The sequence below is a fragment of the Sphingobium limneticum genome (genome assembly GCF_008710165.1).
Lineage (GTDB): Bacteria > Pseudomonadota > Alphaproteobacteria > Sphingomonadales > Sphingomonadaceae > Sphingobium > Sphingobium limneticum.
Map to the genome: position 1 here is coordinate 85,381 of NZ_VYQA01000007.1, position 14,375 is coordinate 99,755.

The 14,375-nt window shown below is 65.1% G+C and carries 13 protein-coding genes and 1 riboswitch; all 13 genes read right to left on the reverse strand.

What is annotated here, in order from left to right; all coding sequences use genetic code 11:
- Window positions 1-115: 115 nt before the first annotated feature.
- A riboswitch (glycine riboswitch) is annotated at window positions 116-215 on the reverse strand.
- 54 nt (window positions 216-269) lie between these two features.
- The 13 genes from F4U95_RS11030 to F4U95_RS11090 all read right to left on the reverse strand — a co-directional run bounded on the left by F4U95_RS11030 (window position 270) and on the right by F4U95_RS11090 (window position 14,345).
- Window positions 270-560 carry a hypothetical protein gene (locus F4U95_RS11030; RefSeq protein WP_150425714.1) on the reverse strand — a complete coding sequence of 97 codons (291 nt, stop codon included), beginning with the start codon at window positions 558-560 and terminating at the stop codon, window positions 270-272.
- A 166-nt stretch (window positions 561-726) separates the two neighbouring features.
- Entirely contained in the window at window positions 727-1,887 is a 1,161-nt protein-coding gene (locus F4U95_RS11035) for a deoxyguanosinetriphosphate triphosphohydrolase (RefSeq protein WP_150425715.1), read from the reverse strand.
- Window positions 1,888-2,132: 245 nt separating this feature from the next.
- Window positions 2,133-4,082 (reverse strand): SPOR domain-containing protein, encoded by a 1,950-nt coding sequence (locus F4U95_RS11040; protein WP_425505055.1) that lies wholly within the window; start codon window positions 4,080-4,082, stop codon window positions 2,133-2,135.
- A gap of 123 nt (window positions 4,083-4,205) precedes the next feature.
- On the reverse strand, window positions 4,206-5,654 hold the full coding sequence (ftsZ, locus tag F4U95_RS11045) for a cell division protein FtsZ (protein ID WP_150425716.1): 1,449 nt from the start codon (window positions 5,652-5,654) through the stop codon (window positions 4,206-4,208).
- A 107-nt stretch (window positions 5,655-5,761) separates the two neighbouring features.
- Entirely contained in the window at window positions 5,762-7,045 is a 1,284-nt protein-coding gene (ftsA, locus tag F4U95_RS11050; protein ID WP_120250630.1) for a cell division protein FtsA, read from the reverse strand.
- Between the two features lie 6 nt (window positions 7,046-7,051).
- Window positions 7,052-7,996 carry a cell division protein FtsQ/DivIB gene (locus F4U95_RS11055; RefSeq protein WP_150425717.1) on the reverse strand — a complete coding sequence of 315 codons (945 nt, stop codon included), beginning with the start codon at window positions 7,994-7,996 and terminating at the stop codon, window positions 7,052-7,054.
- Window positions 7,989-8,939: a D-alanine--D-alanine ligase gene (locus tag F4U95_RS11060; protein ID WP_150425718.1), complete on the reverse strand. Its 951-nt coding sequence runs from the start codon at window positions 8,937-8,939 to the stop codon at window positions 7,989-7,991. The genes F4U95_RS11055 and F4U95_RS11060 overlap by 8 nt, the downstream gene beginning before the upstream one ends.
- Window positions 8,936-9,433: a DUF4262 domain-containing protein gene (locus tag F4U95_RS11065; RefSeq protein ID WP_246171566.1), complete on the reverse strand. Its 498-nt coding sequence runs from the start codon at window positions 9,431-9,433 to the stop codon at window positions 8,936-8,938. Before F4U95_RS11065 ends, F4U95_RS11060 begins: the two co-directional genes overlap by 4 nt.
- Window positions 9,430-10,356, reverse strand: coding sequence for a UDP-N-acetylmuramate dehydrogenase (gene murB / locus F4U95_RS11070; RefSeq protein ID WP_211363977.1), 927 nt, complete (start codon window positions 10,354-10,356; stop codon window positions 9,430-9,432). Before murB ends, F4U95_RS11065 begins: the two co-directional genes overlap by 4 nt.
- A 5-nt stretch (window positions 10,357-10,361) precedes the next feature.
- On the reverse strand, window positions 10,362-10,559 hold the full coding sequence (locus F4U95_RS11075; protein ID WP_120250633.1) for a hypothetical protein: 198 nt from the start codon (window positions 10,557-10,559) through the stop codon (window positions 10,362-10,364).
- Window positions 10,559-11,983 carry a UDP-N-acetylmuramate--L-alanine ligase gene (gene murC, locus F4U95_RS11080; protein WP_150425721.1) on the reverse strand — a complete coding sequence of 475 codons (1,425 nt, stop codon included), beginning with the start codon at window positions 11,981-11,983 and terminating at the stop codon, window positions 10,559-10,561. Before murC ends, F4U95_RS11075 begins: the two co-directional genes overlap by 1 nt.
- A complete protein-coding gene (murG, locus tag F4U95_RS11085; RefSeq protein ID WP_120250635.1) occupies window positions 11,980-13,146 on the reverse strand; it encodes an undecaprenyldiphospho-muramoylpentapeptide beta-N-acetylglucosaminyltransferase in 1,167 nt (388 codons plus the stop codon). Before murG ends, murC begins: the two co-directional genes overlap by 4 nt.
- Window positions 13,143-14,345: an FtsW/RodA/SpoVE family cell cycle protein gene (locus F4U95_RS11090; RefSeq protein ID WP_120252131.1), complete on the reverse strand. Its 1,203-nt coding sequence runs from the start codon at window positions 14,343-14,345 to the stop codon at window positions 13,143-13,145. The genes murG and F4U95_RS11090 overlap by 4 nt, the downstream gene beginning before the upstream one ends.
- Window positions 14,346-14,375 lie beyond the last annotated feature (30 nt).

The following is a 14,375-nucleotide window of genomic DNA, read 5'->3' on the forward strand; positions in this document are numbered from 1 at the left end:
GACAACTGCCACCCCCTCTGTCACGGAACCTGAGAGCTTTGACCAGCGGCCTTGCGGCCACATGGCTTACCCCTTCGGTGGGACAGCATCAGCCGTCCGCTTTCCAGAGTGCCTTGCGCGCGATGCGGTCCTTTAACCTGAGAGATTCCGGGGCGGTTGCTCCTTCGGTGACGGGGTGGCCTCAAAGGCTTCCCATGCTCTCCCGCATCGTGCCCGGCGAACGAATCCGCCAGAGACGGATGTCGCATTGCGTCAAACGCACGGGCGCGTCAATCGGCTTGTTCTTCCTGCGCCAGACGCTGTGCCATGGCGCGGGCGGCGGTGCGGCAGCTGTTCAGTTCAGCCTGCGCGGCGGGATCGGCCAGGGTCAGGTCGACAAAGCCCCCCTCCCCTTCATACAGGGCCAGATACCGTTCGACTCCGTTGAAATTGGAGTCCGCGACCATGCGGTGGAGAAGGTCGACCTTGTCCGCCCAGACGCGCGCATCATGGCGACGCAGCAGGCGGGAAAGATCGTCGAGCTGGGCGGCTAAGGCCGCGACCTGGGGATGAAGTGCCATGGCGCATAGCTACAAGGATGCAGCAGCGGGCGGCAAGACGCGGGGTGGGAACGGATCGTTTCGGATGGCGGCCAACAGCCACAGCCGTTCGTTTCGAGCATGTCGAGAAACGCGAAAAACGCTCAGCCGTTTCTCGACTTCGCTCGAAACGAGCGGCGTTGTGCGACTATGCTTGGACGACCGCCTTCCCGAATATCTCCGCATGGCGCTTTTCGGCGTAGCGGTCGGTCATGCCGGCGATGAAATCGGCGATGTGGCGGCTGCGGCTGGGTTCTTCGAGCGTGCAATCGTCGCGCCATTCGGGCGGCATCAGCGCCGGATCGGCCTGATAGGCGGCGAACAGGTCGGTGACGATGACGCGCGCCCGGTCGGCCGCCGCCAATTGTTCGGGATGATGGTAGAGGGTCGCGTACATGAAGCGCTTGAGATCGCGCTCCTGCTCGGCAAGTTCGGGCGAGAAGGCGACCAAGGTGCGGCCCAGCGCGCGGACGTCCTCCACCGTTTCGACGCGCGATTGCGCGATATTGGCGCGCGTGGCGGCGAGCAGGTCGTTGGCCATGACGCCGATCTGTTCGCGCACCAGTTCCCGCAGCAGGCGATCGGGCGCGACATCGGGATAGCGGGTGCGCACCCGGTCCCAGCAATTGGCGACGAAGGGCACGGTGAGAAGCTGGTCGAGCGTCAGCAGGCCGGCGCGCAGGCCATCGTCGATGTCATGATTGTCATAGGCGATATCGTCGGAAATCGCCGCCAGCTGCGCCTCCAGCGAGGCGTGGCTGCTGAGGTTCAGTGGGAAAAGCGCGTCCAGTTCGCGCATCGCCCATCCGGGATGCGCGATCGGGCCATTATGTTTGGCCAGCCCCTCCAGCATTTCCCAGCTGAGATTGAGGCCCCGGAACCGCGGATAGGGGCTTTCCAGCAGCATCAACGTGCGCAGCGTATGGGCGTTATGATCGAAGCCGCCATGGTCTTCGAGCGCGGCTTCCAGCGCATCCTCGCCCGCATGGCCGAAGGGCGGATGGCCGATATCATGGGCGAGGCAGAGGGCTTCGGTCAGATCTTCGTTGAGGCCCAGCGTGCGCGCGGTGGTGCGGCCGATCTGCGCGACCTCCAGACTGTGGGTCAGGCGGACGCGGAAATGATCGCCATCGGGCGAGACGAACACCTGCGTCTTGTGGCGCAGGCGGCGGAAGGCGATGGAGTGGATGATCCGGTCGCGATCCCGCTGAAACACGTCGCGCGGCCCCCGCACCTCTCCGCCCGGTTCGGCATGAAGGCGGCCATGGCTGGCGTCGGGATGGCAGGCATAGGAAGCAAGCGTCGTCATGCCGTGCCTGTTAGCCCAAAGCGGCCCGGGTTTGAACGGCTAGTGAGAGGTGGTTGCATATTTGGTGATGCGGCGGCGGGTTTGGGTGGGTGCGGATAGTCACAATATTCGTCACCCCGGGCTAGCCCCGGGGTTCCACTGCCTTCTTCACGGCAGAAAAAGAAAAGCGGGATCCCGGGTCGAGCCCGGGATGACGATTTCATTTGAAGGCAGCGCAAGCCCGACGGCTACTTGCCAAAGCAACCTCACTCCCCGGCCAGCTTCTCCACCTCTTCGCCGGCTTCGCTGCGCCAGGCGAAGACGTCTGCGCCATCCTTCTTCAGGCTGGTTTCCAGTTCCTTGGCGCGGGTGAAGCTGGCGAAGGGACCGACCAGCAAGCGGTTGGTGCGGCCCCAGCTGGCGCTCCACGCGCCTTGCGGGGCCAGGATCGTGTATTTCTTGCGCAGGCCCTTCATAGTGAAGCCAAGCGCGCCCTTGCTCTGGCCGACGCCGACCTGAAGCCAGTTGCGCGAAGGATTGGCCGCGAGTCGCTTCTTTTCTTCCGCTGCGGCCTTGGCCTTCGCATCGGCTTCGGCCTTCACCTTGGCGGCGGCATCCTTCTTGGCCTTGTCGGCTGCCGCCTTGGCCGCAGCCTGCCGTTCGGCGCGGCGGGTGGCCTGGATCGTGGCGACCTCGTTCAGGTCGACGGCGGCGACGCTCGCCTGGCGCTCGGCCTCCGGCACGTCGATGGCGCGGATGATGTCGGCCAGCGTGCGGACCATTTCGGGGTCGGGCTGCTGCGCGGCGGCGGGCGACTGGGTAACGGGCGCCGGCGACGCCTCAGCGCTGGGCGTCGTTGCAGCCGGTGCCGGCTGAGGCGATGCCGTGGCGGGCGTTGGCGACGTGGGCGCCTGCGCGAGGGCAATCGCGTTCGGCTGCGATCCACTGCCGGCCGGCGGGTTTTGCGGCGGCGTGGCGCGCGGCGCGTTGTTCTGGATCGATTCAAAGCCCGGCGCAGGCGGTCCCTGCATGGCGGCGGACGGGAAGCTTTCGCCCGGCCGCAGCGGGACAGTTTCCGTGCGGGTCTGCGCGCCGTTTCCGCGTTCATCGGACGGAAGCGGTTGCACCTGCGGCGCTGGCGCCGAACGGCTGGGTTGCGGCGTGGGCTGTTGCAGGATCGGTTGGCGCGTGGGTTGCGGCACTGGCGGCCTGGTCGCGGCCTGCGCCACCTGCGTCTGAGCCGGGCGGGTTTGCGCCGGCGGTGTTTGTGCCGGACGGCGAGCAGCGGCCAGCCGTTCTTCGCGAGCCTTGCGGGTGGCCTCACGCTGCTGGCGGCGCTGTTCGCTGCGGCTGAGCGGTTTGGTCTTTTCCGGCGTGGCGGCTGCGACGGTGACCGGCTTGGCCACGGCGATGCCGGGCGCCGGCGGGGTCGGCGTGATTGCCGCGATGCTCGTGCCGATCTGCTGCGGGAAATGGCCGAAATGCACCGCTGCGGCCTTTTGCGCGGCGGTCAGATAGGGCATTTTCTGCATATAGGGGGTGATGGCGCCGGCCAGTTGCGCGGGCATGGTCTGCTCCGCCACCTTCTTCGCGTCGGCCTGCTTGTTATTCATTGCCAGGATAAAGGCCTTGTAGCGCCAGGCGGCCCGATCGCTCTTGTAGAGCAAGGGTTCGAGGATCTTGTCGGACGCAGCGACCTGACCGGAGATGCCGAGCGAAGCGGCATAGCGGCGCACCAGTTCGTCATCATTGGGCGTGCGTTGCAACGCCGCCTGATAATCGCGCTGTGCGCCGGCCTGATCGCCGGTCATGTCCTTTGCCAGACCGCGATCGGACAGGATGGTCGCGTCGGGATAGCCCAGCCGTTGCGCCTGATCGAACAGGCGCAGCGCCTCGACCGGGTTCTGCATCTTGAGCATCACCCGACCAAGCCCAGCCTTGATCCGGCCATTGCCGCTCTCGATCGCGTCGGCGCGCGCGTAAAAGCCGGCAGCCGCGCGCGGATCGTCCAGCGCCAGGGCGGCTTCACCCGCCCCGATCAGTGCCGCGACGTCGCGCGGATTGGCCGCGAGCCGCGCCAGATTGGCATTGAGATCGGCCGCACCGAGCGGGTGGACCAGTTGGGACTGGTCGAGTTGCGCCTGCGCCATGCCTGTCGGCAGCACGACCGCACCGGACAGGCAAAGTCCGAGAATCCAAGGAGAAGTCTGTTTCACATCCGGGCCTTAATCGATCGCATGCTGAATAGGAAATTGGCGCAACGAAAAAGCGCGCCGGGTTGCCCCAGGCAACCGACAGCGCGCTTCATCATGTCCTCACGGCCGGAGCCGGCCTGAAAATTACTGGTTGCTCTGACGATTCAGGAAGCGGGGGATGTCCACGCCCGGCGCAGCGTCGTCAGCGCCCGGCGCCTTGTCCGCACCGCGGGTCAGACCGGCCATGCGTTCGAACAAGGTGCCGCCGGTGGCGACACGCGGTGCCGGCGCGGCAGGGGCAGACTGTTCGGCCGCTTCGGCGCCAAGCACCAGTTCGTCCTGGTTGCTGTCCTCGTCATCGAACACCGCCGCAGGCTTGGGCTGCGAGAAGGAAGACGGGACCGGAGCCGGCGCAACGGGCGCAGGCGCGGCGGGCACGTCGAGTTCCAGCGTCTCGGGCTGCGGCGCGGGGGCCGGCGTCGGCGCAGGCGCGGCGACGGGGGCCGGCTGGGCCACGACCGGCGCAGGCTTGGGCGCGGCGGCATGAGGCTGCGACTGGGGCACCGAAACCGACGGACGGTTGGCGAAGCTGAACGGCTGGGTCAGCGGTGCGGCATTGCCGCCCGCTTCGGCTTCGATACCGGTGGCGACCACCGACACGCGGATCTTGCCGTTGAGGCCGTCGTTGAAGGCGCTGCCCCAGATGATGTTCGCGTCCGGATCGACCAGTTCGCGGATATGGTTGGCGGCTTCGTCCACTTCCATCAGGCGCATGTCGTCGCCACCGACGATGGACACGATCACGCCCTTCGCGCCACGCATCGACACGCCGTCGAGCAGCGGGTTGGCAATCGCCTTTTCGGCGGCCTGAAGCGCACGGCCGTCGCCTTCGGCTTCGCCGGTGCCCATCATCGCCTTGCCCATTTCGCCCATCACCGAACGCACGTCGGCAAAGTCGAGGTTGATGAGGCCAGGCATGATCATGAGGTCGGTGATGGAGCGAACGCCCTGTTGCAGCACTTCGTCCGCCATCTGGAACGCTTCCTTGAAGGTCGTGTTCGGATTGGCGATCAGGAAGAGATTCTGGTTCGGAATGACGATCAGCGTATCGACATGCTTCTGCAATTCTTCGATGCCGGCGTCGGCCGACTTCATGCGGCGATTGCCTTCGAAGGTGAAGGGCTTGGTCACGACGCCGACGGTCAGGATGCCGCGATCGCGCGCAGCCTTGGCAATGACGGGGGCCGCGCCGGTGCCGGTGCCGCCGCCCATGCCGGCGGTGATGAAGCACATATGGGCGCCGTTGAGCGCTTCTTCGACCGAGGCGATGGTTTCTTCAGCAGCCGCCTTGCCGATTTCGGGGCGCGAACCGGCGCCTAGACCTTCGGTGATTTGCGGGCCAAGCTGAATACGCCGTTCTGCCGGCGAGCTGTTCAGCGCCTGCGCGTCGGTATTCGCCACGATGAAGTCCACGCCTTCGACCGAAGCGGCAATCATGTTCGCGATGGCATTGCCGCCCGCGCCGCCGACGCCGATCACCGCGATGCGCGGCTTCAGTTCGTCCACATGCGGTGGGCTGATTTCAATGCTCATAAATTCTGCTCCCTCAGCTTCCTCGTCAGGAAGCAACGCCGTCATACAATGTTAACACCAGAAAATAGCGTATTTCACCAGCTATTTTCGTCTTTATAGCATTTCGTCTAATAGTTCGTCTTCATCGCGCGCATCATACGCTGCCACCAGAGCGGGGCCCCCAGACGATGCACCGTTTGCGGCGCGGGCGCCATCGTACGGAGATCAACCGGGTTGGAAGCGCCGTAAAGCGCGAGGCCCGCCAATGTCGCGAAGGCCGGCCCACTATGCGCTTCGGGCATGGCGGACAAGCCCCTTGGTCGCCCGACGCGCACAGCACGGCCAAGAGCGCCCTGCGCATAATCGGCAATGCCCTTCATTTCCGCGCCGCCGCCGGTCAGAACGACCTGGCGCCCGGTGGAGTTGAAGCCCATGCCGGCCAGTGCCGCATTGACCTCCGTCATGATCTGATTGAGCCGTTCGCAGATGACGCCGACCAGCGATGCGCGGGTGATCTTGCCCCCTTCCGCATTGGGACCGGCGGCCTGCCCCGGAATCGCAGCTTCGCCATGGGGCGGCGCAATCTCTATCATCTCACGGAAATCGCGCGGGTTCTGCATGGCCGAACCATAGAAGCATTTGATCCGCTCCGCCTGGCTGCGGCGGATGCCGAAGGAGGAGGCGATATCGTCGGTAATGTCGGCCGCCCCCATCGGGATGGAATGAAGGCCGACCAGCATGCCGCCGGCATAGAGCGACACGTTGGTAACGCCCGCGCCCATTTCCACCAGGGCGACGCCCAGATCGCGCTCTTCCTCCGACAGGCAGGCAAGGCCGGTCGCGATCGGCGCGGCGACGATCGAATTGACGTTCAGATAGGCGCCACGCACGCACAGGTCGAGATTGGCGAGCGGCGCGCCGTCCGCCAGCACGACATGGATGTCGACGCCCAGCAGGTCGGCGTGCATGCCGAGCGGCTTCTTCACCGGCACCTTTCCATTGATGGTGAAGCAAGTCGGCTGGGCATGGAGGACGATGCGACCATCCGGGTCGATGCCCTGCTGCCCGGTGGTCAACAGGTCGTCGATATCGGGCTGCTCGATGCGATAGCCGCCCATGTCGCGCTCGACCGTGACGACGTCGCTGACGAGGGAGCCGCCCGAAAAGCTGACCCACACATCCTCGATATTGGTGCCCGCGACACGTTCGGCCTGCTCCACGGTTTCGCGGACGGCCAGTTCTGTCCGCTCCATGTCCGCGATGAAACCCCGGCGCACGCCACGGCTTTCCCGCTGACCCGTGCCCAGGATCGCGAGTTCGCCGGTGTCGGTGCGACCTGCGATCAGCGCCGACACTTTCCAGGAGCCAATGTCGATCGCGGTAATGAGCTTTTCGACCTTGGGCTGCGCCATCTTGTCTTAGCCTTCCTCGCCTGCGTCCGGTGCCTTGGCGGTGGCCGCTGCGGCGTCGGTCGGCTTTTCCTCGACCTTGCCCTGCGGCAGGCGCAGGACGAAGCGGTCGGGATCGCGCATGTCGAATTTGACGATGCCCCGGCCGAGCAGCCGGTTGACGCCATCCATCCGCGCGAAATTCACCAGGGCACCGGCCGAATCCTTGTCACCTTCCGGCAGGGAGAGCGTCTCACCCGATTGAAAGCGCAGATCCCAGCGGCGGTTCCCGACCCAGGTGGCGCCGGCCAGCATGGGCTTCAAGGCCGGGGCATTTTCCATCAGCCGATTGAGGCCGGCGGTCTGGCGATTGGCATTGGGGCCGACGACCAGCGGGAGGTCCGGCATGGCGCTGGCGGAGACGGACTGGAGCACCACGCCCTGCACGTCGATCAGGTGCAATTGCCCCTCATGCTGCCACACGGCAACGGGGTCGCGCTCGACGATGTCGACCACAAGCGTATCGGGGAGGCGGCGGGAAATGCGCGCATCCTTTACCCAGCCGAGTTTGAGCATATCCGCCCGCACCTTGGGCAGGTCGAGCGAGAGCATGGAGCGATCCACCTGCCCCAGCGCGATATTATAGACGGCCAGTTCGTCCATCCGCTCGACGCCGCGCACCTCGACCTTGTCGACTTCGAAGCCGGCGCGGGCAGCGATGTCCGCCGCCTGCTGCCGGGCCATGCCGGGCAGGCCCGCGAAGATGGCGATGGAGACAAGGATCGCGCCGAAAATGCCGACGATCGCCCAGCTGGCCATGCGTTGCAGCGTGGCTTCGCTGACGGGTAGATATTCGATGAGCTGATCGACCCAGCTGCGGCGCTTGAGCGCACGGCCGCGACCGCCTTTCGTCGCCCTACCCTTCGCGCTGCTCAGCCGTGCGGTGCCGCCGCGCCGGATACGTGCCTCAGCCATCGCCATGTCCCCCGGCGCGGTCTAGCGCCTCTGCCACAATAGTCTCTACTAGCGTGGCATAGTCAATGCCCAGCTTCGCCGCCTGTTCGGGGACGAGGCTCAAGGGCGTCATGCCCGGCTGGGTATTGACCTCCAGCAGGAACAGCCCCTCGATCCCCTGCGTGTCGTCCCAGCGGAAATCGGCGCGCGAAGCGCCCTTGCAGCCCAAAAGCTGATGGGCGCGCAGGGCGATCGCCTTGCACGCTTCCGTAATTTCGGGCGGCAGGTCGGCGGGGCAGATATGGTCCGTCATCCCGTCGGTATATTTGGCGTCGAAATCGTAGAAGCCGCTCTTGGGGCGCAGTTCGGTGACGAGCAAGGCTTCGTCGCCCAGCACGGCGGTCGTCAGTTCGCGGCCGCGAATATAGGGTTCGGCCAGCAGTTCGGAGAAGTCCTGCCAGGGGCCGACACTGTCGCGGCCGATGGGATTGCCATAATTGCCCTCCGCCGTGACGATGGCGACGCCGACGGAGCTGCCTTCGTTGACGGGTTTCAGCACATAGGGGCGTGGCAGCGGATCGGCGGTGAAGAGGCTTTCGCTCTGCACGATATGCCCGCCGGGCATGGGGATGCCATGGGGCACCAGCGCCTGCTTGGTCAGCTGCTTGTCGATCGCGATGACCGATGTGGCCAGGCCGCTATGGGTGTAGGTGAGGCCCATCAGGTCCATCATGCCCTGCACGGTGCCGTCTTCACCGGGGACGCCGTGGAGCGCATTGAAGATCACGTCGGCCTTGGTTTCGGCAAGGCGCGCGGCGACGTTGCGGTCCATATCGATGCGCGTGACCTTATGGCCGCGCGATTCCAGCGCCTTGGCGACGCCCTCGCCCGACGACAGCGACACCGGCCGCTCCGCCGACCAGCCGCCCATGAGGACGGCGACATGCCAGGGACCACGGCTCATGAACTCAACCTCTCTTCATATAATGCGGGCTGCAAAGCGATCACGCCGACATCGCAACCGTCCTCCCAAGGAAACAGTCCATCGACAGCCCCTGGCCAAACAATCTGGACAACATCGGTCAGGCGCTCGCCAGTGCGCGCTTTGTGGTACCACAGCGCAGAATTTACATATTCTTCAGCAATCTGACTGGGATGAACAATCCGCGCAATGCACCTATGGCCTTCAAGAAGGCCTCCGATGACGGCACCATCGGTTAGGACAAGACCTTCCCTACATTCGCGAAGCGTCTGATTGATCATAAATTTCATCATTTCGTTGGATAAGCCAAAGGTAATCACCTCCGGTTGACCCACCGTCTCTTTGAAGCCGATCGAATAGGCGAAGTTCGGCTGTTCGCCGTCCGGATCGAACACCATGTTCACCTGACAGCCATGTTCGCGCACATTCACGATGATGCCGCGCTCAAAATCATCACGGGCGATGATCTCGGTCACTTCACCAACTCCACGGCTGCCTTGTTTGCGTCGTCGGCAGACAGGCCAACCCGCTGAATTTCCCATTCCAGCTCGACGCCGCTCTTGTCCTTCACGCGGCGGCGGACTTCTTCGCCCAGCGCTTCGATGTCGGCGCTGGTGGCGTCGCCGGTGTTGAGCAGGAAATTGGTGTGCTTTTCACTCACCTGCGCGCCGCCCAGTTGGAGGCCGCGACAGCCCGCTTCGTCCACCAGCGCCCAGGCCTTGTGGCCGTCCGGGTTCTTGAAGGTGGAGCCGCCGGTCTTGCTGCGCAGCGGCTGGCTTTCTTCGCGTGCGGTGGCGATGCGGTCCATTTCGGCCTGGATCGCGGCGGGTTCGCCCGGTTCGCCACGAAAAGTCGCGCTAACCACGACCGCGCCGTCGGTCAGGTTGGAATGGCGATAGGTATAATGGAGGTCGCGGGCCAGCAGCGTGATCTGTTCACCCGATCGCAGCACGACGTCGCACGACAGCAATATGTCCGCCGTCTCACGGCCATAGGCGCCGCCATTCATGCGTACGAAGCCACCGACCGTGCCGGGGATGGAGCGCAGGAACTCAAGGCCCGCTATCCCCACATCACGCGCGGTCGAGGAGACGAGGATACCCGACGCGCCCGCGCCGCAGCTCAGCGTGATTTCATCGAGCCGATCGACCTTGGCGAAGGGCTTGCCCAGACGCACGACCACGCCCGGCACGCCGCCATCGCGCACGATGAGGTTGGAGCCGAGCCCCAGCGCCATCACCGGCACGTCAGGGTCGAGCATGGCCAGGAAATCGGACAGGTCGTCCGCATCCTTGGGCTCGAACAGCCATTGCGCCACGCCGCCCGCCTTGAACCAGACGAGCGGCGCCAGCGGGGCGTCAGCCTTGAGCGTGCCGCGAACGGGCGGGAGGGCGGTCATGGTCGTCAACCGCGCATGCCCCACAGGTTCATCCAGCCCTTCATCGCCTTCATGCCCGCCTGCCCTGCGTCATGGGCGGCGAGGCTGGTCTGGACCTGCTTCTGCGCGGCCTCCACCATGTCGCGCGCGACCTCCACACCCTGCATCTGGGCATCAATCATGCGCTTCTGCATTTCCAGGCCTACGGCGAACAGCTCGAACATCAGACGGCTTCCTTCACGCTGTTCACGGCAGCGGCGAGGCCCGCCGCCCATTTGGTGATGTCGCCCGCGCCCAGGCAAATGACCATGTCATCGGGCTGGATATCGGCGGCGATGACGGCGGCCAGATCGGCGGCATCGGCCACGGTCCCGGCATGACGATGGCCGCGCCGTTTGAGGCCGGCGACCAGTGCGGCGCTGTCCACGCCTTCGATCGGCTGTTCGCCAGCGGTGTAGACCGGGGCGGCATAGACGATGTCGGCGTCGTTGAAGGCCTGCTGAAATTCATCCATCAGGTCGCGCAGGCGGGTGAAGCGGTGCGGTTGGACCACGGCGATGACGCGGCCTTTGGCGCCTTCGCGCGCGGCGGCAAGGACTGCCTTGATCTCGACCGGGTGGTGGCCATAATCGTCGATGACGGTGGCAGTGCCCCCCGCCACTTCGATCTCGCCGACCTTGGTGAAGCGGCGCTTCACGCCGCCGAATTTGGCGAAGCCGGTCTGGATGGTCGCATCGTCGATGCCCATTTGCAGCGCCACGCCGATCGCCGCCATGGCGTTCAGCACATTGTGGCGACCGGGCATCGGCATTTCGATCCCCTCGATCCGGCGGGTCGATCCGTCGCGCTCGCGGATCTGGATGTCGAAGCGGTTGCCGCCGGGGATCGGCTGAACATTGTCGCCGCGAATATCGGCCTGGGCCGAGAAGCCATAGGTGACGATCCGCCGGTCCTGTACGCGCGGCAGGATCGCCTGCACTTCGGGATGGTCGAGGCAGAGCATCGCCGCGCCATAGAAGGGCACGTTGCCGACGAATTCGACGAAGGCGTCCTTCACCCGGTCGAAGCTGCCATAATGGTCAAGATGTTCGGGATCGATATTGGTGACGACGGCGATCGTGCCGTCGAGGCGCAGGAAGCTGCCGTCGCTCTCGTCGGCTTCCACGACCATCCAGTCGCTGTTGCCGAGGCGCGCGTTGGAGCCATAGCTGTTGATGATGCCGCCGTTGATGACCGTGGGGTCGACACCGCCCGCGTCCAGCAGCGCGGCGACCATGGAGGTGGTCGTCGTCTTGCCATGCGTGCCGGCGATGGCCACGGTGGATTTCAGGCGCATCAGTTCGGCGAGCATTTCGGCGCGGCGGATGACCGGGATACGGGTTTCCAGCGCCAGTTCGACTTCGGGATTGCCGCGCTTGATTGCGGTGGAGGTGACGACCACGGCGGCGTCGCCCAGATTTTCGGCCTTGTGACCGATCATCACCTTGATGCCCTTGGCGCGCAGCCCTTCCACGACATAGCCTTCGGCCACGTCGCTACCCTGTACGCTGTAACCCAGATTGTGCATCACTTCGGCGATACCGGACATGCCGATGCCGCCGATGCCGATGAAATGGATCGTGCCGATGTCTGTGCCGACACCCTTCATGCGGGAACTCCCTGGAGATTAAGCGTGGTCGGGGTCGGGCCGACCGTGACCGGATCATTGACGATGGGGGCATGGCCGATGCTTTCCAGCAGGTCGGCCATGTCGCGCGCGGCGTTGGGGCGGCCGCAATTGCGGGCGCGCTTGGCGGCATTTTGCAGCGCGCCGGGTTCCAGCGCCATTTTCTGCATCTGCTTGGCCAGTTCGACGGCGGTGAAGCGCGCCTGGCTGATCGTGCGCGCGCCGCCGGCTTCGGTCATTTCCTTGGCATTGGCGGTCTGATGATCGTCCATCGCGCTGGGCAGCGGGATGAGGATCGCGGGGCGGCCGGCGCAGGTGAGTTCGGCCAGCGTCGAAGCGCCAGCGCGGGCGATCACCAGATGCGACCAGCCCAGCTTTTCGGGCACATCGTTGAAATAGGTGGCGAGGTCGGCGGGGATTTCCATCTCCGCATAGGTTTTGCGGACGCGCTCGATATCCTCGGCGCGGCATTGCTGCGTGACTTGGAGGCGGCGGCGCAGCGCGACCGGCAGCATCGACAGACCTTCAGGCACGACGCTGGACAGGATGGAGGCGCCCTGGCTGCCGCCGATCACCAGCACGCGGAAGACGCTTTCGTCGGTCAGCGCGGGAAACTCCTCCTCGCGCAGTTGCTTCACTTCTTCGCGGACCGGATTGCCGATCAGGTGGACCTTGGCCGCATAGGCGCTCTTGAGGCGCTGGACGTCGGGATAGGCGGTGGCAATCGCGTCCACCCGGCCAGACAGGATGCGGTTCACCCGGCCCAGCACGGCATTTTGTTCGTGGATCGCGGTCGGGATGCCGTCCGCCAGCGCGCCGAGCAGCGCGGGCATGGCGGGATAGCCGCCAAAGCCGACCACGGCGGTCGGGCGGAAGGTTTCGTTCAGGCGGCGGGACATGGCACGACCGGCCAGGATCGCCTTGAGCGCGCCGGGCCAGCTCAGTGGGTTCTTCGTCATGCGACCGGCGGGCATGATATGCACCTGCGCCTTGTCGAACAGGCCGGGGATCTTCGCGCCGCGCTCATCGGTGACGAGGGCGACATGATGGCCGCGCGCCATCAGTTCCTCCGCCACGGCGTGCGCTGGAATCATATGACCCCCCGTCCCGCCGGCGGCGAGGACGAAGTGACGGGAAATGCTCATCGACCACTCCATTTGACGACCGTGTGCCGACCCATGAAGGGGTTGCGCCGCGTGAATGCGAGCAGCAGGCCGACGCCGATACAAAGCGCCAGCATAGAGGAGCCACCGTAGCTGATAAAGGGCAGCGTCATGCCTTTTGACGGAAATATCTGCGCATTGACGCCCATGTTGATGATCGCCTGAAGCCCGAACTGGGTGGTGAGGCCGGCGGCGGCGAGGATGGTGAAAACATCTTCTTCATCCAACAGGCGCAGCAGCACGCGTACCACGATGGCGAGATAGACGCAGGCGATGGCGATACAGGCGAGCAGGCCGAACTCTTCGCCGATGACCGAGAAGATATAGTCGGTATGCGCTTCGGGCAGGCGGAACTTGTTCTGTCCCCCGCCCGGCCCGACGCCGGTAAAGCCGCCATGGGAAATGGTGCGGAAGGCAAGGTCGGTCTGGTCCGGGCCGGCATCCAGCTGGACACCGATGCCCAGAAAGTCGTTCACGCGCTGCCGGCCATTTTCATAGAACATATAGACGGCGACCAGCCCCGCCAGCGCCACCCCGCCCATCGCACCGATGAAGCGCATCGACACGCCCGACAGCAGCAGCAATACACCAAGGCAGGCGCAGAAAATCACGGTCTGGCCGAAGTCGGGCTGACGCATCAGGATGATGGCGATGAGGCCGGTGACGCAGAAGCTCAAGGGTACGACCGGCAGGCTCATATCCTTGGTCCGCAGCGACAGCAGCCAAGCGAGCGCCACGACGAAGACGGGCTTGAGGAACTCCGAAGGCTGAAAGCGGAAGCCCGGCAGGTCGATCCAGCGCTTCGCCCCGTTCACGGTGGACCCCAGTATCGGTACGCACAGCAGCATGACGAAGAAGAAGGCGCAGCCGAAGATGGCGAGCCGCCGCGCCTGCGGCCGGGGCAGCATGGAGATGATGAGCATGACCGGCAGGCCGATGAACACCCACATCAGCTGGCGATAGAAATAGATGAGCGGATTGACCGCGACAGAGGCGGTCGACCGGTCGATCGCGGCGACGGGGGATGCGGCGGCGACCGCCACAAGCCCGATCGCCATCAGCGTGACGATGAGCGACAGGAGGACACGGTCGATTTCCCAGAACCAGATGGCGAGCGCCGTCCGTTCGCGCGGCACGGTGCGGGTGCGGAAACCCTTCACCAGTTCGCCAGCCTTGAACATGCGCGTCGTCCCTTCCCTGCCCATCGTGTC

Bases quoted from the DNA above. Each gene is read 5' to 3' on its own strand.
- murB (WP_211363977.1), bottom strand. From the start codon at position 10,356: ATGACCGCCCTCCCGCCCGTTCGCGGCACGCTCAAGGCTGACGCCCCG.
- F4U95_RS11055 (WP_150425717.1), bottom strand. From the start codon at position 7,996: ATGGCTGAGGCACGTATCCGGCGCGGCGGCACCGCACGGCTGAGCAGC.
- F4U95_RS11030 (WP_150425714.1), bottom strand. From the start codon at position 560: ATGGCACTTCATCCCCAGGTCGCGGCCTTAGCCGCCCAGCTCGACGAT.
- F4U95_RS11060 (WP_150425718.1), bottom strand. From the start codon at position 8,939: ATGAGCCGTGGTCCCTGGCATGTCGCCGTCCTCATGGGCGGCTGGTCG.
- F4U95_RS11075 (WP_120250633.1), bottom strand. From the start codon at position 10,559: ATGTTCGAGCTGTTCGCCGTAGGCCTGGAAATGCAGAAGCGCATGATT.
- ftsA (WP_120250630.1), bottom strand. From the start codon at position 7,045: ATGGCGCAGCCCAAGGTCGAAAAGCTCATTACCGCGATCGACATTGGC.
- F4U95_RS11090 (WP_120252131.1), bottom strand. From the start codon at position 14,345: ATGTTCAAGGCTGGCGAACTGGTGAAGGGTTTCCGCACCCGCACCGTG.
- murC (WP_150425721.1), bottom strand. From the start codon at position 11,983: ATGAAGGGTGTCGGCACAGACATCGGCACGATCCATTTCATCGGCATC.
- ftsZ (WP_150425716.1), bottom strand. From the start codon at position 5,654: ATGAGCATTGAAATCAGCCCACCGCATGTGGACGAACTGAAGCCGCGC.
- F4U95_RS11035 (WP_150425715.1), bottom strand. From the start codon at position 1,887: ATGACGACGCTTGCTTCCTATGCCTGCCATCCCGACGCCAGCCATGGC.
- murG (WP_120250635.1), bottom strand. From the start codon at position 13,146: ATGAGCATTTCCCGTCACTTCGTCCTCGCCGCCGGCGGGACGGGGGGT.